This window comes from Leptospira kobayashii (genome assembly GCF_003114835.2).
GTDB classification, from domain to species: Bacteria; Spirochaetota; Leptospiria; order Leptospirales; family Leptospiraceae; genus Leptospira_A; species Leptospira_A kobayashii.
Genome location: NZ_AP025028.1, coordinates 739,677 through 762,814 on the forward strand (window position 1 = coordinate 739,677; position 23,138 = coordinate 762,814).

Consider the following 23,138-nt stretch of genomic DNA (forward strand, 5'->3'; position numbering starts at 1 on the left):
CTTACAGGATACAACGAATTTCCAAAGAAAAAACCATAAAACTAGAAAGATTCAAAGTATTTTTTTTGTAACGCAAAAAATAGGCCTAATTTAAGGCAATATTTGCTACCTTTGCGAGAATCTCCATTCTCTTTTGCAGTTTTTCCTTTCCTAGAAGGGTAAATAGGATCGGAAGTTCCAATCCATGGGATTTTCCGGTCGTAATTGAACGAATCGGCATAAACAAGGTTCTTCCTTTTTCGCCGGTTTTTTCCCCGGCCTTTGACATAATTTCTTTGTACTGGTCGGGAGAACTTGGATTCGCAGATAGAATTTGTTCGTAAAAAGTTTTTGCTACGATGGTTCCGTTGCCTTCGAGAAGAAGGGATTTCGCTTCCTCGTTTTCAAACCCGAGATCTTCCAGAAAGAATTCTTCGATATAAGGAGGTGCCTGGATCAACCTGTCCAGATAAACTCTGACCGAATCCAAAATGGAAAGAAGTGTGGGATGAGTTCCTGATTTGTATTCGTTAGGGATCTTTGCATTCGCAAGGAAAGGTTCCATCTCTTTTCCCAGTCTTTCGATGGAAACGTCACGGATCAGTTTGTTTGACATCCAATTCAGTTTTGATTTCGGGTTCAAATAATCGGAAAGTCCTGCGGCATCTAACTTATTGAAGTCGACCGTTTCCTTTTCTTCTTCTTTCAGTTTTTTGAAAACATCGAATGTAGCGGGTGACTTGGAACATCTTTCGATATCGAATACGGAACAGAGTTCGGAATCTTCCATGTATTCCTTTCCGTCGGGAGAAGTCCATCCGAGAAGAGCCATATAATTCCGTAAAGTCTCCGAAAGATAACCTAACTCCCGGAAGGCGAGAACCGATGTGGCCCCGGCTCTTTTGGATAATTTTTTCCCGTCACTTCCTACGATCTCGCTTGCGTGGGCAAATCTGGGGAGCGGGAATCCGAATGCTTCGAAAATTAAAATTTGGCGGGGAGTATTTGATAAATGACCGACTCCCCGAATAACATGCGTAATTTGCATCAGTGCGTCGTCGATCACCACTGCATAATTATAGGAAGGAAATCCGTCCGATTTTACAAGGATAAAGTCTCCGATCAGTTTTGATTCGAATTTCACCTTTCCTTGAATCATATCGTCGACGATTACGATTTTATTCGGAGTACGGAATCGAACCGTATAAGGAGCTTTCTTGGAAAGATTGTTTCCGATTTCTTCTTCCGTCAGTTCGGAACATTTTCCGTCATACAGATAAGGAATACCCATGGACTCGGCTTGTTTCTTTTTGCCTTCCAATTCTTCGGAACTGCAAAAACAACGATAGGCTTTGCGTTCCCCGATCAATTTGTCAGTGTATTCTTTGTAGATATGCAATCGTTCCGATTGGGTATAAGGTCCGTGGGGACCGCCGACTCCAGGACCTTCATCCCATTCCATACCCAACCATTTTAAAGATTCCAAGATGATTTTAAATGATGCTTCCGTGGATCTGTCCTGATCCGTGTCTTCCACTCGTAAGATAAACTTACCTTTCATTGCCTTTGCATAAAGATAATTGAATAATGCGGTTCTCGCTCCTCCTACATGTAGGAAACCGGAAGGAGAAGGGGCAAATCGTGTACGAACTTCGGTCATTTCATATCCTCTTTTAATAAAAAATTGCCAATTCTAGTGTAACCTACCGGTTCTTTTGTTTTGGAAGCGGAGTTGTTGGCAAAAGGTGGAACAAAGAAAATTTCGGTTTTGGAATCCGAATAGATTGTTTTATAAAAAAGTTTGTTTCGATCGTTCGGAATCACTTCGAATTTGTTTCTCGTATAATCATAGTTTGCTGAAGAGTATTTGAAAGTTTCTTTAGAGGGAGAAGAGGAGAAAAAATCCGTATTGGAACTAGGCTCGTCTCTCCAAATATAAACTGCTCCGTCATTTCCCGCCTTACCTTCTTCCGCATACCAGGCCAAATCGGTTTGAATATGGAATACATCATACTCGTCGGTATTTGATTTTTTGATCGGAGCGGTACCGATCAGATTGAATAATTCCGGCAATGAATTTGCTTGTACTTCACCTAACTCGATAGAGTTGTAATTTGCTTTAAGAACGGTTTGATTGGAACCGGGATCCAATTTTCCGATCCACCTTTTCCAAGTGAGTTTGTATGTGAAAAATGTTTCTTGATTGAAATTTTCTTTGAGGGAAGACAGGAAATCTTTCTCATAAATGAAAAAACCGATCTCCCATTTTGCGGCCAAACCGGCTTTTTTCGAAGGTTCCGCCTCTAAAAAGTAGTAGGTAGAAGAGCCATCCGCGAAGAACTTCGGGTTCGGTTTTTTTGGGTTTTTTGTGTAGAGAACCGGGGCTGAAAAATCAGGTTGGGACCGGTTTTTCAGGCTCAAGTTTATGAAATTACACCCCCAAAATAGAAAAAAAATCAAACTGCAAATAGACCAATAAAAATAGGGTTTTACTCGGGGTTTGGGTGACATAGTAGAGGCTACTTTGCCAATCTAAAATGGGAAAACGGCTTGACAAGTCAATTCACCCCTTCCCTCTGTCATTTGGTATCATGAAGAGCGAAGATCAATTTCCCAAACGCCCCTTTGAAGAACAAGTCCACGACGACCAGAGAAAATACTCCCGTTACGTCTGCGATTCACGTGCAATTCCGCAAGAAATTGATGGTCTAAAGCCTGTTCAGCGACGAATTCTTTGGGCAATGTGGAATTCCGACGCACGCACAAGACATACAAAAACGGTAAAAGTAGCGGGTCTTGCGATGGGGTATCACCCTCACGGAGACAAGTCCATCCAAGATGCTCTTTCCCAAATGGCACAGGATTTCGCATTTGCGAACAACTATCCTCTTGTTAGCGGTGAGGGAACGTTCGGGGACGTTTTGGATCCGAGCGCTATCGCCAGCCCTCGTTATACGGAAGTGAAATTATCCGATTTTGTTAAGGATTTGGGCTTTTTTGAGAGTCTTCCCGATATTGATTATGCAAAAAACTACGATGAAACGGAAGACGAACCGATTCATTTCGTAGGAAAAGTTCCCGTCGTACTTCTGAATAATATCCAAGGTATCGCTACCGGATTTCGTTGTTTTATCCCCGCTCATAAACTCAGTGATGTCATCGATTCTCAAGTTTCTTATTTAAAAACAGGCAAAGTAAAAAAGATAACCCCTTGGTACAAAGGTTACAAAGGGGAAGTTAAATTATCCAAAAATGATAACGGTTCCGTTGTCATGTCGACAACATTTGCTTTCAAGAAAGAAGACGGTAAGTTGTTTTTGACCGACTCTCCGATGAACTGGAACCGCGAAAAGGTGATTGTTTATCTGGATGATTTGATTGAGAAAAAAGACAATTGGTTGAAGGACTATATAGATCATTCCAGTCAGACTTTTAAGATAGAGCTCATTGCCAAAAAAGGCGAAGAGCCGAGCGATGCGGAAGTAAAAGCGCTGTTTTCCAAGGAAAATAACGAAGTTCTTACCATCAATGTCATCACTCATGAAGGAAAACTAAAAAATTATACTCCTGAAGAAATCATAAAACGATTTTGCGATTTCCGTAAAACGCATCTTATACGAAGATTTAAGCGTCTTGCGGGATTGGAAAAGGAAAAAATCGACAGAAACTCCGAACTCATTCGTTTTATCAAAGAAAAATGGAACGAAAAAGTAACTGGAATCAAATCCAAAAAGGATTTCGAAGACAAACTGAAAGCTGCGAAATTCATTTATTTTGAATGGTTGAGCACGATCCCGGTTTATCGAATGACTTTGGATGAGGTTCGTAAATGCGAAGAAGCTATTGTGGAAGCGAAGACTAAATTTACCGAGTATACCGCTCTTCAAAAAGATGATAAGAAACTCACAGGATTTATGACTCTGGAACTCGACGAATTGAAAGCGAAGTGGGATCCGAAATAATATATGGCACAAGCAAAACAAGAAAAAGCGTCAGCATCAAACTCACGTAATTTTAAAAAACTATCGAACGTAGAACACGTTCGTATGCGTACGGGGATGTGGCTCGGACAGAACTCATTGTCCACATTCGAACAGCATTTTTTTACGAAAGATAGCGCCGGAAAATACGATATTACTCACGAAGAACTCTCCGACATACCTGCGAAAATCAAATGTTTGGATGAGTCTTGTATGAACTGTGTGGATGAGTATCGTAAGAACCTGAACGATAAATCCATCCAGGAAAAAGACAAGATGAACAAACTCATCGTTCAGCTTTCCAGTGATAGAAAACGGGTTACCATCCAGGACAATGGTCGCGGGATTCCTGCAGATAACGCGGAAGGCGTGTATCTACATCTTATGTACGGAGAAAACTTTGATGATAAAGTCAAAGAAGATCACGTCGCCGGTCAAAATGGTGTAGGTATCTCTCTTGTAAGAATGGTATCTTCTTTCTTTCGCGTTAAGACAATTAACAATGGTAAGGCGTATAAAAAAACTTTTACCATCACGGAAGATGTAAAAAAAGTAATCCGTGCCTTCAAACTTTCCAAAGAAGATCAGGAAAGAACTTTTCTATATTTTGACGAACATGGACATTTTACCGATTGCCCGAGCCTTACTCCTGAGCAGATCAAACAATTGAAAGCTCCTTCCGAAAAAGCGGGAATGACTGCGGTGATTGAAGCTGCCAAAAAGGAAGATCACGGAACCACCGTAGAGTTTGAATTGAATCCGGCTTATTTTAACAATCTGGATGTCTCATTTAATATTGATTTGGTGAAGCAGTATTTACAGGATATTGCCATGTCCAATCCCGGTTTGGAAGTTGTTTTTATTCATAAATCCGGTAAAGAAAAGTATAAATTTAAAAAAGGTTTTGATGAGATTTTCAGCAATTCCGACATGGTTTACTACAAACTGGATTATACGGACAAAACGTCCGCTTCGCAGATCAATATGGATACGTATGCGGTTGTCGGTCAGAACAAAACCCTGACTTGGGTGAACTCCATCTTCTGTCCGCAAGGCGGTTCTGCCATTGAATATTTGGAAAACAGACTTTGTGATGAGATTCGTAAAAAGTCACAAATCGTGTCTTTAGAGAAAAAGCTGAATACACAATGTACGCGTAACGATGTAAGAAGTTGTTTCCACATGTATGTGAATTTGCGAATTCTCAACCCTCGTTTTAAATCCCAAGATAAATCCTATCTGATCAATGACTTGAACGAAGACATTCGTAAGGCCGTTGATAAACATCTGGATAAACTTCTGAAAAAAACCGCTCTTGTGGAAGAAGTTAAAATGGTAATGGAGCGCAGAACCCAACTGAAACAATTGGAAGATGCACAAAAAGGACTTAGAAAAGCTTCCAGAAATAATATTCCCAAACTTATGCCTCCTACCGGCAAACCGAATGATGTAGGTAGGGTGTTGTTTGTTGCGGAGGGGGACTCGGCGATTGCGGGACTACGTCCCGCACGGAATCCTAAACTTCACGGTCTTTTTCCTCTACGTGGAAAACCTTTGAATTGCAAAGGTATGTCTCTCGCCAAAGCGATGCAAAACGAAGAATTGAAAAACATAGTTGCGATCTGCGGTCTTCCTTTGGATGGGAAGGTAAAGTCCATCGATGAATTGCATTACGATAAAATCAGTATTATTACGGACGCGGATTTTGACGGTTATGCGATTCGTTCTTTGATGTTGTCTTTCTTTTACGAATACTGGCCCGAGCTTTTTGATATCGGTTTTATCAATATTTCCTCCGCTCCTCTTTATGAAGTGGATGTAAAATGGAAAGATGCCAAAAAGGAAACGGTCTTCTGTATTGATGACTCGGATTATGACAAATTGGTCGCAAAAGTCAATAAAACCGGGTCTGAGATCACCCGCAAGAAACGTAACAAAGGTTTGGGTGAGACCGGAAAAGAAGCGATGAAGTTTGCAGTGGATGAGTGTATGACGAAGATCACCATTGGCAACAAAAAGAGCGCTAAGACGATCCAGGATCTTTGGTTTCATAAAGACTATGCGGATAAAAGAAGAGAAGCCATTTCCGAATATTCGATGAGTGTGATAGAGGATTAGAAATAGTATTTAACACCGATAATGTCTTGGTTAAAGAGTGAGGGGGGGTATGCTCCCGCTATTTACGTCTCCTAGTTTTATAAAACCGAATTGCTCGTAGACCTGGTATATATATACTATTTCCGACTCAGACAAAATTTATTTCGACGAAAATGTGAATGTCTTGGGTCAAAAAGAAAGACAAGATTCAGTTTTCTCTTGTTAATAATTACGTAGATATCGAGCCGGACTCCGTTAAGGTGTTAAATACTTGCGCATGACCAATGTAATAACGAAGATTATGAGATTGATTCAGATAAACTTGAATTTGCTCATGTATCAACCATACTGAAATTTTTTAAAGTAGACTTCTACGACTGAAATAAGAAGACTCATTTAAAAAATAACTTATTCTCCAAGCAAAGGTAAAGGTTCTTGCGTAAGTTCCATAGCTAACTGAGACTACGGTAAGTTTATCTTTGTCTCCAATCTCACGCTGAGAAACTTTGCTAGAATTTCAGGCATCGATTCCCACTATAATTCCACAAACCGGTAGCTATCACGCAGATATAGGAGGGGGTGTAAATCGCTGAGTTTTACGCCCAAGCCGATTGTATACTCGTCCAGATGGTAAGATCATCATGACTACAGCTCCATTTTTACCCCGTTTCCCCTAAAAAACTCGGGAGTTTAATACAACTCCAAATTACTTTTGAATTGGATTTTAAAATACAACCAACAGGGTTGTCGAACTTGGACGAGTAGCGGGAACGGACCCACCTTATTCCGCAGAAAGTGTCGTCGCGTTTCAACCCCCGTTATTTAGTGTGAGTTTAGCCTGCTCCAATATGTGCCGACTGTCTTTTGTTCAGCGATATTATGTTAGGTGGCATTACCGGATTTCCATTTTGAAAGCTTTCAAACAAGTTAGGAGTCAAAACCATACAGTCGAGGCTAGAGTGTTTTGAGAATTTATTGATGAAAAGTAGGTTAAGTTTTCTAAACGTTGAAAATATCCCTTTTCTTTAATCTAAACCTTCCGCCATGAAAGCTAGTAAAGAAATGATTGTGGTATCACTTATTGGTTGGAAAAAGTAATGATCGCTCCGCCAATAAGCCCATGTGTGTCCTCCGGGTAAATACATATCTGCCAGGAGACCGATGCCATCGTTCGGCCCGTAAGGTGCCAGCAAATCGTAATAAGGCATAGCTTTTTCGGATACTGTCCGGCGAATCGGGACAGCCATAATATTCAATAGTCTAATGTGATTAGGAACCAGAAGTTCAGGGTCAAGCGATGTACTAGGTCCAGATTGCATGGAGAGGATGCCATTATAATCATAACCTTTCCACCAGAAATAAATTCTCGTATATAGTTTAATGGTCCAATTATCTTTTACGAAATTGGCAATTTGTGTGCCTTTTGTTAATCCGACTATATTGAACCACCCAATAATTTTTCGGAAATGAGGAGATTTACCGCACCTTGCAAATGCTGTCTTTAAATCACTAGCACCTTTTGACAGCGTTGCCATAACTAATTTGCCAGGAGTGGGCCCCTCTAGATAATCACAGATCGCGATGGCGTTATCTTGCACCGTTCCAGTATCGTTTACCCGAATAATGTCCGTTCTATAACCAATTTTCTCTGCCAACCTGCGGATGTTGGACCCTTCCGAATCGAAATCTTTGTTACTTCTATAGAACATTCCTGGAATAAAAACAAGAGTTAGGTGTTTTGAAGTGACATCAGGCTGCTTCGATCGTTTGTTAGTTTTCTGGTTTTCTAAGTAATTATAGAGGGCTTTGTTTTTCGGATCTGTGATGATCCGATTATAAATGAGCGCCGCAGCTTCATCAATGCCATATTGTCTTGCTAACTCACTCAGTCGATCGCGTGTAAGATCTGTAATCAAAGGATAGGCAGGGAACTTATTTGCCCAATCGAGATATTCCTTCTCATCCTTGCAAAGCTCATTTACGAAATAGGCATTATGAATACATTCCGATGCGAAAACTGGTTCTGGGATTTTAATATTTCTATAGGCTGAAGAACAGGAGACCGCTAGTCCTGCCAACAAAAAAGAAAGAATGGGGATGTCAAAACGCATAAAACTGTTTTGCTTGCAGTTACCGGATTGTCAAAATTAAAATAACCGACCAATATCGCTACGGGTCGGCCAATGTTTTCTAAGTCAGGATAGGAGAAAAGAAGGATTAATCCCCACTAACGATAGTACATTTTTCGAAATATAGTGAACCAAGAACGTTCAATTGACTATAATCAACAGTACCGATTTTCGTAATTTTTCCGTTTCTCGCCGCCGTAGCGATACTCATATCGCCAGTACCAATTACCCCGAATAGAAAAATTGATGAACACGCTTCGCCTGTTTTTGCGCCTACTGTTTGGCCAAGGCAAGAACCATCACTAACTTGACAGCTAACATTACCTTTTTGATTTGCAAAAAGTGATGCCGGCGCTCCTCCAGACATACCGTAAGAACCTGGTGGATCCAATCTTGTCGGATAATTATTACAAGCTACCAATAAGGCAGTAGCCATTGCAAAGGCTAAGAGAAAGTATTCTTTTTTCATGAGTTTTTCCTAGAATATATTAAATTTATTATACTAAACGCATTATTGTAAACGTCAAACTAGTTAATATCCGCAATAAGACATCCGCATAACATAACAGAATTTGATTGAAGGGCTACAAAACTCAAGAAAAAAAAACTAACAACTAAGAAAAGTCAACGCTTAGCTTGAGCCATTCGATACGGAAAAATCTACCTATTTTAGTCGCTGTGACTGGAAGCAAATATTTTTTAATATATAATGAATTTCAGTTGCAATTGGAGCCAAAGATTTGTTTGGTTCCGCGTAACAAAAACAAGTAATATGAAATATTTTAGTTGTTAGTTTCTGTTATCATTTGGGATTTTGTAAAATCGGTAGTTTTTTACTTTTTTCTCCGATTTATGCAATAATTTGTATGAGGCATTTTTAACACTGACTTCGGATTGGCCCTGAGAATACAGTCGTTTGCCGATTTATACTTGAACGAAAGATACACAAAAGATGTCGATCGAATACGCACGTCGATTTTACAATCCCCATCCCGTCTTAGTTTATAAGACGCAATTCGGAACACCACCGAATACCTGGGCAAGGTCATTGATTTATATCAAAGATCCCCCTCCTGCTTCCTCTTATTCCTATAATGAGCAATGTATGTTATCCCTACCAAGGCTCCTACCGGTATCCCAAAGTAGATATGGACTTGAACGAGCCCGGCAATCATTCCCAGAATTCCGCCTAAGAATTGAATGACGACCAGGTTTCCGCCGGTATTATCCAGGATCATCTTTTCCAGATCATCCGTATCCAATTCCATTACACGTTCTTCCACAAGTGCGGTAACATTGATTTTGTGAACGAATTTCTCTATATTCTTTTTTAGATAAATCTTTCCTTCTTCGCTATTCATAAACTCTACTAGCCTGTTCTTGATCCAATCCACCGCGCGGAAGAAATTTTTTTCGATTTCTTCCCAATTGCTCGGATCGTCCAGATAAGACTGCAATCTTTCGATACCGTTTGGCAATAGATTTTGTCTCGCATAATCACCGCTTGCCGATAGCCAATCGGAAATTTTGGCTGTAATGAAATCTTGTGTTTCTTTCGAATCCAATCGTTCCTGCAATCTTGCCATCACTTCATCCATCATTCCCATGAATTGATCCGATGTTTCGGGATCCTGTACAAATCGTTCCAAAAGTTCCTGAATCGCTTCGTCATTGAAGGAAAATATCTTCTTCACACCGATTCCGATTTTACCGAGAGTGTTTCTTGTTTTAAGATAATCTTCCAGGCCCTCGTTCAAAAGGTTTGCAAGTCTGGGCATCTCTTCCAATAGTACGACACGCAGTTGGTTTCCGATTTCTTCGCGATTGGTTTGTTCGTTGAGATAATCCATCAGTTTGTTACGGGTATAGATCCAGAGCTTTTGGATTTCTTCCGGTCGGGAAGCCATCTTTTTAATAGTTTCCTCTGAAAAATCAAAGATGACTTCCAGTATCTCGGGGCCTCTTTCTTTCAATATGGTAATGATTTTTGTTACCAACATCTCCCGGATTTCATCGTTATGTATGGCTTCGTCGATTTCTTTGACTATTTTTTGTACACCCGATTCTACCAGGTTTCTTTCATAGATATAAGCGAGAATGATATCGGGATGCAGCAGATTGTTTTGAATGCTTTCGCCTAACGATTTGGCAATCTTCGGTTTATTCTTCGGGACGAGTCCTTCCCAACCGAGCACCTTACCTGCCTTAGGTTGAAATAACATCTTAATTGCGAGAAAGTTGGTAAAATAACCGACCACTCCCGCCATAAGGATCACAAAACAGGCGTCTATCCAAATATTGTCAGGCAAATAGACTTGGAATCCACCGGCTATAATGGAAAAAAACACCAAACTCTTTCTATACCAGGAATCAATTTTTGCTATGTCCATCTTTATTTCCTGTCAAATTTGAGAAACAACCCCGCCGTTTTTCGAAGTAATGTTCTTGGCATAAACTCCGTTAGGCTGATTGCACTTTGGTTTACCGCACCTGAAATACATACCGCTTTGTTATGGCGAAGTGCGGAAAGAGATTCATCCACCACTTCGTTTGCATTTTGCCAAAGTAGAGAAGGGTATTTTGATTTTTCAATTCCCGCTCTTTCATGAAAATCCGAATGAGTGAGTCCGGGACAGAGTGCTTGCACATAAATCCCGTAAGGTCTTGCTTCTTCATGAAGGCTTTCCGTAAATGATTTTACGAATGCTTTTGTGGCAGCATATGTTGCGCTACCGGGAGCAGGCAAATACCCTGCGATGGATGCAACATTGATTAAAAAACCTTTTCCGGTTTTTTTGAATTTGTTCAAAGCTTTGTGACTCAAAAGAACCAGAGCTTTGACGTTTAAATTAATTTCATCTAACTCTTGTTCTAAGTCTAGGCTTGCAAATTCACCTACAGTTCCGAATCCTGCGTTATTCACCAGAAATTCGAAATCTTTGTCCTTTTCCAAAATGGATGCGAGTTCTTCCTGCTCCTTTTTTTTTGTAAGATCCAAAGAGATCGCTTTTAACATTCCCCTGCTTTTCGGTTCTATTTCTATAATGGCTTTGTTTAAGTCGGCCGCCGAACGTGAGATTAAGAATACATTATAATCTTTAGCCAAAGCCCGAACGAATTCTTTTCCGATCCCTTGAGAGGCACCTGTAACGTAGGCATTTTTCATAATTCTTTTTTCCTTAACATAATGATTGCGGTTGATCCGTCGGCATAATAATTTTTTCGTTTTTCCAGGATGGAAAATCCTGATTTTTCATATAAGGAGAGTGCAGGCAAATTGCTCTCTTTTACTTCCAGGAAAAAATCTTTTGTGGCAAATCGTTTCAAAATGGATTCTAAAAGTTTAAGCGCAGCACCTTTTCTCTGATAGGTGGGAACAGTGGCGATCCTGAAGATTTCAACTTCCCAGGGAGTTTCGCATACGAGCGCATAGGATAAGACGGAATTTTCTTCCCAAACAAATGCTTGGTGGTATTCCAAATGGGAAGCGAGCATTTTGGAAGTCCATTCTTCACCGGGGAAACATTGTTTCTCTAGGTCCGAAAGCAAGGGCAGATCTTCCTCCGAGAGGATTCGGATTCCATGAGACATAATCTCATTTTTTTCTAGCCAGGCATAAGAAATAAACTAAATTCGAACCAAAGACCCAAAAAAATGCGGGATTTTGGCTTTAAAACAGGTACGAAGGGAATATGGAAAATAAATTAGTGCAAATCATGGTTTCCGGAGTTTTCAAAAGCAAAACCACTTACTTTCGTATTTTTATTTTTCTAATCTTCGGCATTTCGCTGAATTCCTGTGATCAACTGAAAGATCTTACCAAATCCAAATGGGAGAAGCAGAAATTTGCAAAACCTCCCAGTGAATCGGACATCGCCAATTGGAAAGAGAAGCTCGCACTGGAAGAAGCCGAGATTGAAGAACTTGACAAACGAATTCGAAAAATGGTGCAAAAAACCAATCAAGCGGGAGCACTTTCCTGGAAGATTGCACGCGCTTATATGAGGGCGGGTTCTTTCGAAGTAGGGGCCAAACATTACGAAGAGGCGATCGTCGCGCAAACGGAAGACAAGGGTTATGAAATTCATAGTTTCGAATCGGCACTTCCTTATTTTGAGAAAGCAATGGAGATGGGAAAACTAGATAAACAACTGTTATTTGAGGCGGCGCTTGCTTTCGGAAATGCTTCCAAAGATATGGGATGGGAACCGACCAGACGCGCAAGGGCCATTCAACTTCTCAAACAATTGTCCCGATTGGATAAAGACGATACCAGATTCCCGTTTCAACTTGCGCTTATTTATTTTGACTCTTCCATTAAGGGAGAAAACTGGTCCGGAAAAACTAATGCCGGTTATGATGAAGTTGACACCGCATTTCAATTATTGGATTTGGTTTTGCAAAAAGAACCTTATAATGTTCCCGCTCGATTTGCCAAAGCAAACTTTTTATATCAAACGGGAAAATCATCGCAGGCACATAACGAATACATCCGCCTCAAATCCATTTTGGAAGAAATGAAGACGAACGGCGCCATTCGGGAACCCTTGGAGAAAAATCCTTCTTATCAGAATGTTTTGAAAAATTTGGAAAAATTAGGGGCCCAAAATACCAATTTCTGACCTCTTAATGAGTGTTCCCAATTGTATTTTTTTCCCATCCGAAGATCAGCGGCTTTTGTCATAAGTTCAGGTTATGGAAACATTCGAATCATCCGGACGGCTTATCGAAAGAGATTCTGTCTTTGGTCGATCCCAAAATAATTGAACAGGTATTAAATGAATGTTATGTTTGGATTCATTCCGAAAGAAACAGGGACATTCAGTTGGTATCCATCTACGATTCCGAATATCCCGGATATCTAAAGGAGATTTACGATCCTCCTTTGGTTCTTGCCGTTAGGGGAAATAAGGAAGTTTTGAAGAAAGATCTGATCTCCATCGTGGGAACCAGGAAGGCATCTCCTATTTCCCGTTTGGCGACAAAGCTGATTATCGAAAAATTAAAATCCGAAAATGCCAACCTAGCCATAGTTTCCGGAATGGCTTTAGGAATTGATCGGGAAACATTTGTATCCGCTTTGGAGTTGGGAATTCCCGTTTTAGGAGTGCTTGGTACTTGCATGGATCAGGAATATCCTCCCGGAAATCGGGACCTCTATAAAAAAGTCAAAGAAGATCCGAACTCATGTCTTGTCACCGAATTTGTGTTAAAGACGGAACCTGCCAAGTGGACTTTTCCCAAAAGAAATCGGGTGATTTCCGGTCTTTCCCTTCATGTTTACATTATGGAGTCCGGGAAAAAATCAGGAACCATTTCCACAGCTATGAGTGCTCTTTCGCAAAATAGGGAGATTCATGTATTTGATCATCCTTTACAATCCGATAATTCAGGCGGAAAAAACCTACTGAATGACGGTGCGAATCCCATTTTTTGGGAAGAGATTGCAGCTAACAAAGGGTGGATTCATTATCCTCAGGAAAGAGGAGATGGAAAAACGATAGGATTTGCCGATTGGAAAAAAGAAAAGGATTGTGAAAGGGAATTTTTAAGAGAAAGAAACACGACGCCTCTCGGAAGAGGCGCCCATTGGATTTCTATTCTTTGAAATAATATCCCGCGATTGTTACCGCGACATAGATCAATACTAAAAATACACCAAACGGTCGTTTAATTGTATCTTTTGAGAATGCGATCCCTACACGGAATATCACGAGAACGATGAGCATTGCCGGAAAGAAAAACTGGAAAAAGTTTTTCGGTGCATCTAGTCCCGTGGAAGTGACTGCTGCTGCGGCTCCGGATACGAATAGAACGTTCAATATGTCCGCTCCTATGATATTTCCCACGGCGAGTTCGGAATGTCCGCGTCTGGAGGCTTGGATCGCAGTGACTAGCTCCGGCAAGGAAGTCCCGAAAGCTACGAGTGTTGCTCCGATGATGGACTCTGGGATCGACAAACGGATGGCGGTTTCCTGAACGGAAGGGATTAGTACCTTAGAAGATAAAATGACCACTCCTATGGCAACAGCTAACTTGAGTAATATTTGCCACAAGGGAGCGGAATCTTCTTTTTCCGAAATATCATCAAGTCCTGCTTCGGCTTCTCCCGGTTTGGAACGCGACCATTTGATGCTGATGTAAATATAAGCCGCCAGTAGTATCAAAAAAAGAAATCCAGTACTTTGAGTGATTCGGCCGCCTTGTTGAAAAGCGGAAGCAACATTGTCCCAAGGTAAGGCGAAAAAGAATAATAAAAATCCGGAACCTACCTGGATCCAGCCTTGTCGGTTCACAAGCCTCTTATCAATGCTAGGTGGTGAAATCAGAATGGCAATTCCGAGGATAAGCCCGGTATCGCAAATGATGGAACCGACTGCGTTTCCGAGTGCAATCCCCGGATTTCCTTCCAGAGCCGCCAGGACGGATACTGAGACTTCGGGAAGAGTCGTCCCGAGGCTTACGATCGTAGCACCGATGATCATTTTAGGAACACCCCAACGGGCGGAGAGGGAAACCGCTTCGTCTACAAGGACATCCGCTGCTTTGCCTAAAAATAGGATGGAGACGATGATGACCAAAATCAAAAGGGGAAGAGGAAATGCTTGAAAGCTTGCTTGTAAGAATTCATCCATGGATAAACACCAAATTATGATCTCCCAGAACCTTTTTCGAGTCTTTCTTTTCTTTTCCCTATCTTTGTCACTCACCGCCCAACCAAAACTTCCCAAGGAACCGAATCTTCCCAATGTGGTCGGGTCCGAAAAAAAAGAAGATCGAGATGCAAGAGGAGATACGAAGGAACAAAAAACCGTTGTACAAAACCTAACTTTGTGTGACGGAAGAACCGTTCGGGGAGAAGGAAGTGTTTTGACCGAAGGAATTCAGTTCACTCATATTCGGGAAGGGATCGAATACAAAAAAAAATTAAAGATGGAAGAGATTGAATCCATCCGTATCGAAACTTGGGAATTGAAACAGAAAAAAGAAGAAAAAAAAGGAATCAGTTTCGAAGCTATGCCGAAAAAAATCCGGATTCGTGCCCGTTCCGGTGAGAGTTATTATAAAGAGTCGGGTCTTGCCGATTTGAAATTATTAAATTTGGAAATCAAAAATAATAACGGAACGGCGACTCTTTATTCTTACTGGATTGATTTACGTTATCCCAATGGGACTTGGTTTTCGGGACTGCCGGCAATCAAGAACGACGGTTTGGTGAGGGACGATTGTTTGAAAGATGTGGTTCGTTTGATTGAATGGGAGTGACGGGAATATTTTGAAAATCGTATTAGTCGGAAGATGAATTTATTTTTTAATTAATTTCAATCCACATTTTTGTGCGACTTCTCTGAATCGGTCATCCCAAGAGCAAAGGATAAGTTCTTCTGAAATTAGTTTTTGAATGTACAACGCTGTGGCTAAGTGAGTGGCCTCCAAAGATTTTAATTCAAGAATCGTTTTGTTTTTGCCTATTTCGTTTTTGATATCAATGTCTACATTTTTTAAGTTTATCCTAGAGAACAACTTATCAGTAAATTCGGAGACATCATTCAGCCATTTATTTCCCAGAGATTTTTTCTCTTTGGTAAAAGTAAGGTTCAAACTTCTGGTCGTTTCGATTTCAAGTAGGATAGAGCTGAATAAATTGTTTGATTTATTGAAAGTATCCAGATTCTTTTCAAATCCATCTTCAGAATAAATGATATTCAGAAGAAAACTGGTATCAATGTATAAAGCCAAATTAATCCCTATCTTCCAGATAAGTTTTTTTCCATGTTTTGGAAACTTGGTCTTTAGTTTTTGCTTTAATCAAAATTGATTTTGGGAAAGTAATCAACTCTTTTGATTTAGCGGGTATCATCGAGTTATTGGAAGTTGATTCTTGAATGAAAGTTTGAGTAAGATCGAGAGATTTTTCAAGTTTCTTTAGTTCCGCAATAGGAATGTTCCTATCAAGAACTATGATAGTTTCTCCGTTCCTGACAAAATCAAGGTAGCTACTTAGATTGTTTTTTAGATCCTTAATTCCTACTGATTTCATACTTCTAAGGTAGCTACGGTAGACACTTTGTCAATATCGATTTTGCCTGTTCGAACTTTTAAACCCTTTTCTTCGGCAAATACTTGTAATACTCCATTTCCAAAGTGTTGATTAAAAAAGTATAATACTTCACCAGCTTTTTATCGAATTTCTTTTTGTTCATCTCTTCTCTGTAGTAGTCCGCCAATTGACTTCGGAAAAGCGCAGACTTCATGTCATTTCGATTGATGATCAAAGTGGCGAGTTGATCCGATACGACGATGTCAGGGGGAATCTGGATGGTAGAGACGGATTGTAATACGGCATATTCTACGGTGGAAGCAACCTTATCATCATCCTTTTCTTTCGCCAAAGTCATGTTATTGCGTTTGATATTGTCCAGGTTTTCGTAGATTCGCTTTTTTAGAGATTTGGGATCCAAAACCTTTTCCACGATCTTGTTGAATTTTTTAGGGAATACGAAATTGTCGGCGGCTTTGACGATATGTGCCAACTTCTCTTCTTTCTCTTTGGCTGTGCCTGAAGAATCGTCATCTCCTCCTCCCGAGGAAGAAGACCCCGAAGAGGAAGCAGAATAGGAAGGTTTTCCCCAGTCAGTAGAAGTAAGGCCCGGAAATTTTCCCGAGTTTTTAATATCTTCGCGGATTTCCTGGGTTGTTTTTTCCCGGAAGAAAATCGCTGAAAAGAATCCTGTTGCAATGGAAAAGGGAACTCCGAAGAAAATGGGAACTGCGGATTTCAGATAATAAGCTGCCGTAACAAAGATTAACGTTGATACTACGAAAGTCAAAACTCCGGCAACTACATTGAAACGACTTCTCATTTCTTCCGACTTGGCTCGTTCTTCTTCTTCGTGTTCCATATTGCGGACTTCCGCATTCATCTTTCCGATCGAGTCCGGTTTTAATTTTCCGTTGAGTTCGGGATGTTTCGGGTTGGAAAGCCGATGATTGATGATCTTTGCAAACTCCAATTGTTTTTTGAGTTCGGGGTTGGATCTACCTTCGAAGGACAGTTTGTGAATCACTGCCGCCATATAACCGTGATCCACTACATAATAGTTCACTTGGCCGGAAGCGGTTCTTTCTTCATAATAGGAAAAATCGGATAATACATCGTCTTTCAGGCGTTTGACGTACTCTTTTGCCTTCTCTTCGGAAGTAATTCCCGCAGTTTCCACTTCTTCTTCAAAATCGATTTTTAAAAGAGTGTGATTGTTCTTCGTATGTGCGGGGATTTTAGCCATCACCGCCTGTTTCAACGAAGAATAGATATTGTCGTCTTTTCTATGTAATACGGAACCCTTTTCTTCGATCAGGCGCTTTAAGATTTTGGAGGATAATTCCACTGTTTCTTTTACAGCGAGAACCAGATTGCCTTTGCCGGTAGGATAAGGAAAAGTTTCGATGATAGAAAGAAATTTTTTTACTCTTTCTTCCGGATTCATTTTTTCTTCGTTTGTTTCCGGCTTCGGTTCGGAGAAATACCCGTCGTATCTTTCTAAAAAAGCTTGGTAGTTGTTTTCTTTTGCGATCCGAACCAAATGGTCTTTTGTAAAAGTTTCCAAACCGTCCAACTGCGCCAAAATCTGATTCACTGCTTCCGGCAATTTTTTGAAACTTCCGTCCGCATGGATTTCCAATTCGTCTATAACGATATGGTAGTCGTTTAATATCGATAAAGCGAGATTTTCGTTCTTTGCGTAATTCACAAAGTCCTGCAAAAAATCGGTCATAGGAATATAAGGAACATTCCCGAAACCCTTTCTGACCAAAGAGGAAACTTCGGCTTCCAGACAACCTAACTTCGGATAAAGCCATAGTTGTCCTTCTTTGTTTTTTTGCATTAGCAGCATACCGGGATTTTGTTCATCCCAGTTGCGGCCTTTTTTCCCACGGTTTTCCAAAAGCATTTTCACCAGCTCTTGGGAAAAATTAAAACATGCCTGGCGATAAGGAATGGTGTCCGTTTTATTTTCTTTTTGCGGGGCAATGAGAGCGATCTTGCTCGTGATTTTACTCCCCGTACGTATCAGATAAGGATATGCATAGGCAACCCGGTTTTGTCCTCTATGGTCCAGGTCCAGGATCTGTCTTAACGCCTGATAGATGCCGACGTCGGATTTGGATTGTCCGCTTAGATTTGTGTATTTGCCGAGAGCTTCCGGGAGTTTGTCGAGTGTGAGTAAGTAGGATGCGTGTTTTTCGCGGCTTCCGTGTTTTTCAATTCGTTTGTGCCAATCTTTAAGTTCGTCTAATATGCATCTGGCGGTCGGAGAAAGGGATCCTATAGCATCGGATAACTGGATATAGGAACCGGCAGCGCTTTCTTTTGTGTCTTCCCCTGATCCCGCGTCAGCGGCAAGGGTATCCGTGCTGATATCGAGTGAGTCTTGTTCTGCCATTTTTTACTTTGCTGTCCTAGAGACAATCCGGGCGATGATTTCTGCCCCACGAGCTATTTCTTTTCTATCTCTGCAATATGTCAAACGTATGCATTTTTCCGTGTGTGAAAATTGGGCATTTAGGCCGGGAAAGAAATAATGTCCCGACACAATGTAAACATTTTCCTTCTTACAGGTTTGATAGAGTTCTTTATTACTGATCGGCAGATCTGGAAAATGAATCCATAGAAAAAATCCTCCTTCCGGTTCATGAATTGCATATTGAACTTTGTATTTTGCAAAAATTTCTTCAATGATTTCCAGGGCAATCTGTAGCTTATTTGCGTAGTACGGACGTAAGATGTGGTTGGAAACTCGAATGAGAGTATCTTCTTTCCAAAAAGACTTCGCGAGAGCTTGGCCCCAGTTCCCTACCGCTAAATTTCCCACCGCTGCAAATGAAGAAAGCACGGAAATGATTTTTGGATCGGCTATGATGATTCCCAACCTAACACCAGGTAGACCCACTTTGGAAAAACTAAGGGAAAGAACCATTCCCGGTTTCCACTGGATCGGCTCTTTCTCTCCGATCAGGTTGGGAAAGGGGTTTCCGTAGGCAAGATCGATGAGTAGAGGAATATTATTTTTTCGGGATTCCCGATACAACCACTCCACATCTTCCCGATTCATTATATTTCCCGTAGGGTTGGTCGGTCGGGAAAGTGCAACACAACCGATCGTTTCCCAGGGAATACTTTCTTGATTCAATTTATAACGAAAACGATGAGTGCCTATGTTTTCCACTATAGGCAAATTAGCGAAAAAAACATCTTCTTCCCATGTCTGGTCCGCATAACCGATGTACTCCGGAACAACGGGAAGTAGGATTTTCCTGAAGCTACCGTCTTCCATCGTTCCCGAAAATGAATTCAATAGAAAAGAATAGGCATTTTGGCTGCCGTTAAAAAATGCGATTTGGTTTCCTTGGAGAGTTGCGCCGAAAAATTTCCCCAAATATTCCGCAGTCAATCGGCGTATTTCATCCGATCCGACGGGGGATGTATAATCTCCTAACAACGATTCCAGTGATTGACCGGATGTTAGGATGGATTCTACGGATTTGCGGTAGATGGCTTCCGCTTCCGGAATCCGCGCAGGGTTGCCTCCGCCCAGAAAGGCTATATTTTCCGTATCTCCCGACCAGGCGGAACCTAAATCTTCCATCAGACTTTGGATTCCATTGGAGCGGGTGAGTTTTTTTGCGATTCGAGAAAGAATCATGATTAATGGCCACAATCGGGAAGATTTTTGCCCGCCCCACCCATTTTTTAGGGATTTGAGGCTGTACTAAAAAAAATTATGTTCTCATTGTTAAAAAGGAAGTGACATAATTCGGTATAGGGGGTGTAAAGAGACATAATAAATAAAAGTTGGATAGTTGGATGAGCACGGAAACATTACAAAGGCCGTTAAAAAAACAAAAAGAAATCGAATTTCACAAACCTACCCTGTCCCGAGAGGATTTAAAAGGGGTTTTGGAATGTCTCGTCGATGAACACTTGTCATCTGGTGAAATCGTAGATCGATTCGAAAAATCATTTTCTCATACATTCAAATTCAAGTCTTCTGTTTCCACAAATTCCCTTACTTCGGCTTATCATCTGTCCCTTCTTTCTTTGGGAGTAGAGGCGGGAGATTCGGTCATCCTTTCCAGTTTTTCTCCGATTGCTGCGCTTGATGCGATTTTTCTAATCAAAGCAAAACCGGTTCTTGTGGACTTGGGAAAAAATTCGTTTCATCCCGATGTAGAACAGTTCGCAAAAAAAAGAGAAGAATCGAATGCCAAAGTAGCGATTTTCGATCATAGTTTCGGATCCATTATCAATATCAGCAAATACACATTAGGTGAAACTCTTGTTCTGGAAGATTATAGCGAAGTGATCGGAGCGACATCCGAAATCGTTGCAATCGGAAAACAGGGAAAGGTTTCCTTATGCGGACTTTCCGCGGAAAACATGATCACCACCGGAAATGGTGCCATGATTTCTACGAACGATACTTCTTTGGCCGCTAACATTCGTTCTTTGAAAACGGGAAATTCCTCCAAACGGATTTTGGGAGAACCCAAATTCGAATACAGTCTCATTGATTATCAAGCCGCACTCGGAATCGAACAACTTTCCAAACTGGGTGTGATAGTGGAACGGAAGAAAAAAATCGCGCAAGCATATTTGCAAGCCGTTCAGAATTCAAGGCTTGAAACTTATTTCGCTTCTCCGAATGAAGATAGCTTTCATAGATTTCCCATTATTGTTTCGAACCAAGGTTACGAAGAAGTAGAACGTTATTTTAAATCGATCCATATTGGGACGCAAAGAACGATTGAAGAGCCTTTGCATAGTGTTTTGGAGGAAAGTAAATCCGATTTTCCAAACGCAGAAAGACTTTTCCAAAGAGGACATTGCATTCCTGTCTATCCTAACCTAACAAAGGATAATGTACAAAGAATTGCAACTGCGATCAGAAGGATTTATTAGTTGGTGATTCTTGTCCCGGCTATTTTCTTTAGATCCTCTATTTGAATACAGACTAGTAGATAAAAATTTTCCATTTGATTCCTCCGCACTTAGAAGAAGATTCTCTCTTGAGAATCTTTTCTTTTTTTTGTCAAAGAAGGAGGATTTCGTATTACTCGAATCCGGATTGCCACGTAGTTTGGAAGAGGACTGGAAAGAGATTGGTTGGGAGATGGGAACCCAAGTCCTTAAAGGAGATTTACTTTCCGGTGATCTGAATCTTACGGAATGGGGGAAAATGCATGTTCTCTCCGATGGCGGTTTGGATTTCGATCCTGATTCCTATGAAGACTCCCGTTATCTCAACTCCAAACTCAATCAATTCCAATGGAAAGAAGATACCTGTCTTTCCCCGCTTTGGTCCAGGATCATTCGATCCGAAGAAACTCTGATCGATTTTTTAAATGAACTGGATTCTCCCGTTGTTTTGAAATCCGCTTTCGGTCTTGCCGGCAGAAATCAAATCGTAATCGAAAAACAATCCCAAGGTTGGAAACTCCAACAGATTTCCAAAAAACTTTTTTCTTTTCCTATTATCGCCGAACAATGGGTAGGTGAGGAAAGGTTTTATGACTTTTCCACTCTTTGGGATTTTTTGGAAGACGGTCCTATCTATCTGGGATGTACGGAAATGATTGTGGAAAAGGACGGAACCTTTCGGGGGATTCGAATGGGAAGAGGGGTCGAGGAAAGTTTATTACCTTTCTTGGAGCCTAGTTTGCAGACCATTAAGACAGTTTCCGGACTTTTGGAAGTGAAACCGACAGGCCCTGCGGCAATGGACGGATTTTTATATAGGACCGGGAACGGACTTGTAAGCTGTCAGCCTTTTTCTGAAATTAACTTTCGTTATTCGATGGGAAGAATTTTATATGAGATCAGAAAAAGAAGAAATTTAAAAGACGAAGAGTCGGTTCTACTTTTTCTACCTTTGGCCAATTTGAAAAAATGGTCGGAATGGGAATGGCTTTCCAAACTTCGAAATGAGACCGGTCGGGAGATTTTTTTTGCAACGCCCCCGAGAGATGAGAAAGGTAAATTGTTCCAAACAGTCGGTCTTTATTTTGAGTCGAAGAAAAGTCTCGACTACGATGCTTCCGCCACTTTTCAAAAGGTTATGGAAGAGTGGCAGAATCTTTTTTGAAATTAAACTTCGTCTTTATTTGCAATAAATAGATGTTTTCCATTCACTTCCACAATCGGATTGGTTCCACCTTGCTTCAACCTTAACTGGAGTTTGTCGGTCTTTGTTATGGGAAGTTCCGCTTCGAGACTGACTTGAACATACGAACCTTTATCCGTCCAAGTACATAACATTTTTGCAGTTTCATAACCCATCTCGCAAGTTCCGTCGGAATGAACCGTAATTCTTGCCACATTGGATTCCGTTTTCCATTTGCCGATCGCCCATGTATTTTTCGGGGGAATGAGAATGGAATGGGCTCCATCGGAGATAAGATTGACTTCTGCGATCGCAGTGTCTTCGCTACCTGTTCCTTTGTAAATGTCCAAAATGGTAAGCTTGATTTCTTTTGCGGAAATTTCTTTTTTCAATTCCAGTTTTTGCAAAGAGAGTGAATCTTTTAAGTTGAAAGTTTCTTCGTAATTTTCATCCGCAGTGAGTTTGATCTTTTTGATTCTGTTGCTTGCATGCCAAAGCCTAGGATCGCCAAACCCGTTATAGATGGCGAGAACTTGAAATAAAACGGGAGATTTGTAATTGATGGTAAGCGTTTCCCCGATTCCGTCGCCTTTTACACCTTCCACCCAGCTGGTTTCCAATTTACCATCCATTGCAAATCCAGGTAGGAATTTCTTTTTGTTCGGTTCCAGAATGCTGGATGAACTTAAAGCAGGAGGGTTCAGTCCTTGGGAGAATAGTGTAATTTGCAATAATACGATGATGGAAATAATAAAAAAGGATCGAATCATAATGAAACAATGGATAATTTT

The 23,138-nt window shown here is 40.8% G+C and carries 20 protein-coding genes; 7 read left to right on the forward strand and 13 right to left on the reverse strand.

Annotated features, from left to right (window positions below):
• Window positions 1-85: 85 nt before the first annotated feature.
• Complete coding sequence (gene gltX / locus DI077_RS03345; RefSeq protein ID WP_109020826.1) at window positions 86-1,639, reverse strand: glutamate--tRNA ligase; 1,554 nt, start codon at window positions 1,637-1,639, stop codon at window positions 86-88.
• The gene (locus tag DI077_RS03350) at window positions 1,636-2,400 is read right to left on the reverse strand and encodes a hypothetical protein (protein ID WP_135354906.1); all 765 of its coding nucleotides are present in this window, start codon (window positions 2,398-2,400) and stop codon (window positions 1,636-1,638) included. Before DI077_RS03350 ends, gltX begins: the two co-directional genes overlap by 4 nt.
• Before the next feature lie 170 nt (window positions 2,401-2,570).
• On the opposite strand from DI077_RS03350, the gene DI077_RS03355 reads away from it, so the two are divergent.
• Entirely contained in the window at window positions 2,571-3,941 is a 1,371-nt protein-coding gene (locus tag DI077_RS03355; RefSeq protein WP_109020824.1) for a DNA gyrase subunit A, read from the forward strand.
• 3 nt (window positions 3,942-3,944) lie between these two features.
• Window positions 3,945-6,077 carry a toprim domain-containing protein gene (locus DI077_RS03360; protein ID WP_109020823.1) on the forward strand — a complete coding sequence of 711 codons (2,133 nt, stop codon included), beginning with the start codon at window positions 3,945-3,947 and terminating at the stop codon, window positions 6,075-6,077.
• A 1,004-nt stretch (window positions 6,078-7,081) separates the two neighbouring features.
• Here the strand turns inward: DI077_RS03360 and DI077_RS03365 are convergent.
• The 5 genes from DI077_RS03365 to DI077_RS03385 all read right to left on the reverse strand — a co-directional run bounded on the left by DI077_RS03365 (window position 7,082) and on the right by DI077_RS03385 (window position 11,734).
• Window positions 7,082-8,167, reverse strand: a complete 1,086-nt coding sequence (locus tag DI077_RS03365; protein ID WP_109020822.1) for a hypothetical protein — start codon at window positions 8,165-8,167, stop codon at window positions 7,082-7,084.
• Window positions 8,168-8,273: 106 nt separating this feature from the next.
• Window positions 8,274-8,654, reverse strand: a complete 381-nt coding sequence (locus tag DI077_RS03370) for a TRL domain-containing protein (protein WP_109020821.1) — start codon at window positions 8,652-8,654, stop codon at window positions 8,274-8,276.
• Window positions 8,655-9,243: 589 nt separating this feature from the next.
• Entirely contained in the window at window positions 9,244-10,575 is a 1,332-nt protein-coding gene (locus DI077_RS03375; RefSeq protein ID WP_109020820.1) for a DUF445 family protein, read from the reverse strand.
• 2 nt (window positions 10,576-10,577) lie between these two features.
• Window positions 10,578-11,351: an SDR family NAD(P)-dependent oxidoreductase gene (locus tag DI077_RS03380; protein ID WP_109020819.1), complete on the reverse strand. Its 774-nt coding sequence runs from the start codon at window positions 11,349-11,351 to the stop codon at window positions 10,578-10,580.
• Window positions 11,348-11,734, reverse strand: coding sequence for a GNAT family N-acetyltransferase (locus DI077_RS03385; RefSeq protein ID WP_242935335.1), 387 nt, complete (start codon window positions 11,732-11,734; stop codon window positions 11,348-11,350). The genes DI077_RS03380 and DI077_RS03385 overlap by 4 nt, the downstream gene beginning before the upstream one ends.
• A gap of 167 nt (window positions 11,735-11,901) precedes the next feature.
• Between DI077_RS03385 and DI077_RS03390 the strand changes: the two genes are divergently transcribed.
• Both DI077_RS03390 and DI077_RS03395 read left to right on the forward strand, forming a co-directional pair.
• Window positions 11,902-12,807: a tetratricopeptide repeat protein gene (locus DI077_RS03390; protein WP_109020879.1), complete on the forward strand. Its 906-nt coding sequence runs from the start codon at window positions 11,902-11,904 to the stop codon at window positions 12,805-12,807.
• A gap of 11 nt (window positions 12,808-12,818) precedes the next feature.
• On the forward strand, window positions 12,819-13,793 hold the full coding sequence (locus DI077_RS03395) for a DNA-processing protein DprA (protein WP_242935337.1): 975 nt from the start codon (window positions 12,819-12,821) through the stop codon (window positions 13,791-13,793).
• Here the strand turns inward: DI077_RS03395 and DI077_RS03400 are convergent.
• The gene (locus tag DI077_RS03400; protein ID WP_109020817.1) at window positions 13,783-14,820 is read right to left on the reverse strand and encodes a calcium/sodium antiporter; all 1,038 of its coding nucleotides are present in this window, start codon (window positions 14,818-14,820) and stop codon (window positions 13,783-13,785) included. The genes DI077_RS03395 and DI077_RS03400 overlap by 11 nt on opposite strands.
• Window positions 14,821-14,836: 16 nt before the next feature.
• Here DI077_RS03400 and DI077_RS03405 point away from each other — a divergent pair, with 16 nt between their 5' ends.
• Window positions 14,837-15,451, forward strand: a complete 615-nt coding sequence (locus tag DI077_RS03405; RefSeq protein WP_242935338.1) for a hypothetical protein — start codon at window positions 14,837-14,839, stop codon at window positions 15,449-15,451.
• A 39-nt stretch (window positions 15,452-15,490) separates the two neighbouring features.
• On the opposite strand, the gene DI077_RS03410 is transcribed toward DI077_RS03405, so the two are convergent.
• Genes DI077_RS03410 through DI077_RS03425 form a run of 4 tightly spaced genes read right to left on the reverse strand, consistent with a single transcriptional unit; the run spans window position 15,491 to window position 19,890 of the window.
• Window positions 15,491-15,925, reverse strand: coding sequence for a PIN domain-containing protein (locus tag DI077_RS03410; RefSeq protein WP_109020815.1), 435 nt, complete (start codon window positions 15,923-15,925; stop codon window positions 15,491-15,493).
• Between the two features lies 1 nt (window position 15,926).
• On the reverse strand, window positions 15,927-16,226 hold the full coding sequence (locus tag DI077_RS03415; protein WP_109020814.1) for a type II toxin-antitoxin system Phd/YefM family antitoxin: 300 nt from the start codon (window positions 16,224-16,226) through the stop codon (window positions 15,927-15,929).
• A gap of 58 nt (window positions 16,227-16,284) precedes the next feature.
• Window positions 16,285-18,630 carry a hypothetical protein gene (locus tag DI077_RS03420; protein ID WP_109020813.1) on the reverse strand — a complete coding sequence of 782 codons (2,346 nt, stop codon included), beginning with the start codon at window positions 18,628-18,630 and terminating at the stop codon, window positions 16,285-16,287.
• A gap of 3 nt (window positions 18,631-18,633) precedes the next feature.
• A complete protein-coding gene (locus DI077_RS03425; RefSeq protein WP_109020812.1) occupies window positions 18,634-19,890 on the reverse strand; it encodes a valine--pyruvate transaminase in 1,257 nt (418 codons plus the stop codon).
• Window positions 19,891-20,051: 161 nt separating this feature from the next.
• On the opposite strand from DI077_RS03425, the gene DI077_RS03430 reads away from it, so the two are divergent.
• Both DI077_RS03430 and DI077_RS03435 read left to right on the forward strand, forming a co-directional pair.
• Window positions 20,052-21,146, forward strand: coding sequence for a DegT/DnrJ/EryC1/StrS family aminotransferase (locus DI077_RS03430; protein ID WP_109020811.1), 1,095 nt, complete (start codon window positions 20,052-20,054; stop codon window positions 21,144-21,146).
• A gap of 127 nt (window positions 21,147-21,273) precedes the next feature.
• A complete protein-coding gene (locus DI077_RS03435) occupies window positions 21,274-22,329 on the forward strand; it encodes a hypothetical protein (protein ID WP_135354905.1) in 1,056 nt (351 codons plus the stop codon).
• 2 nt (window positions 22,330-22,331) lie between these two features.
• On the opposite strand, the gene DI077_RS03440 is transcribed toward DI077_RS03435, so the two are convergent.
• Window positions 22,332-23,117 carry an NADase-type glycan-binding domain-containing protein gene (locus DI077_RS03440; protein WP_109020809.1) on the reverse strand — a complete coding sequence of 262 codons (786 nt, stop codon included), beginning with the start codon at window positions 23,115-23,117 and terminating at the stop codon, window positions 22,332-22,334.
• Window positions 23,118-23,138: the final 21 nt, after the last annotated feature.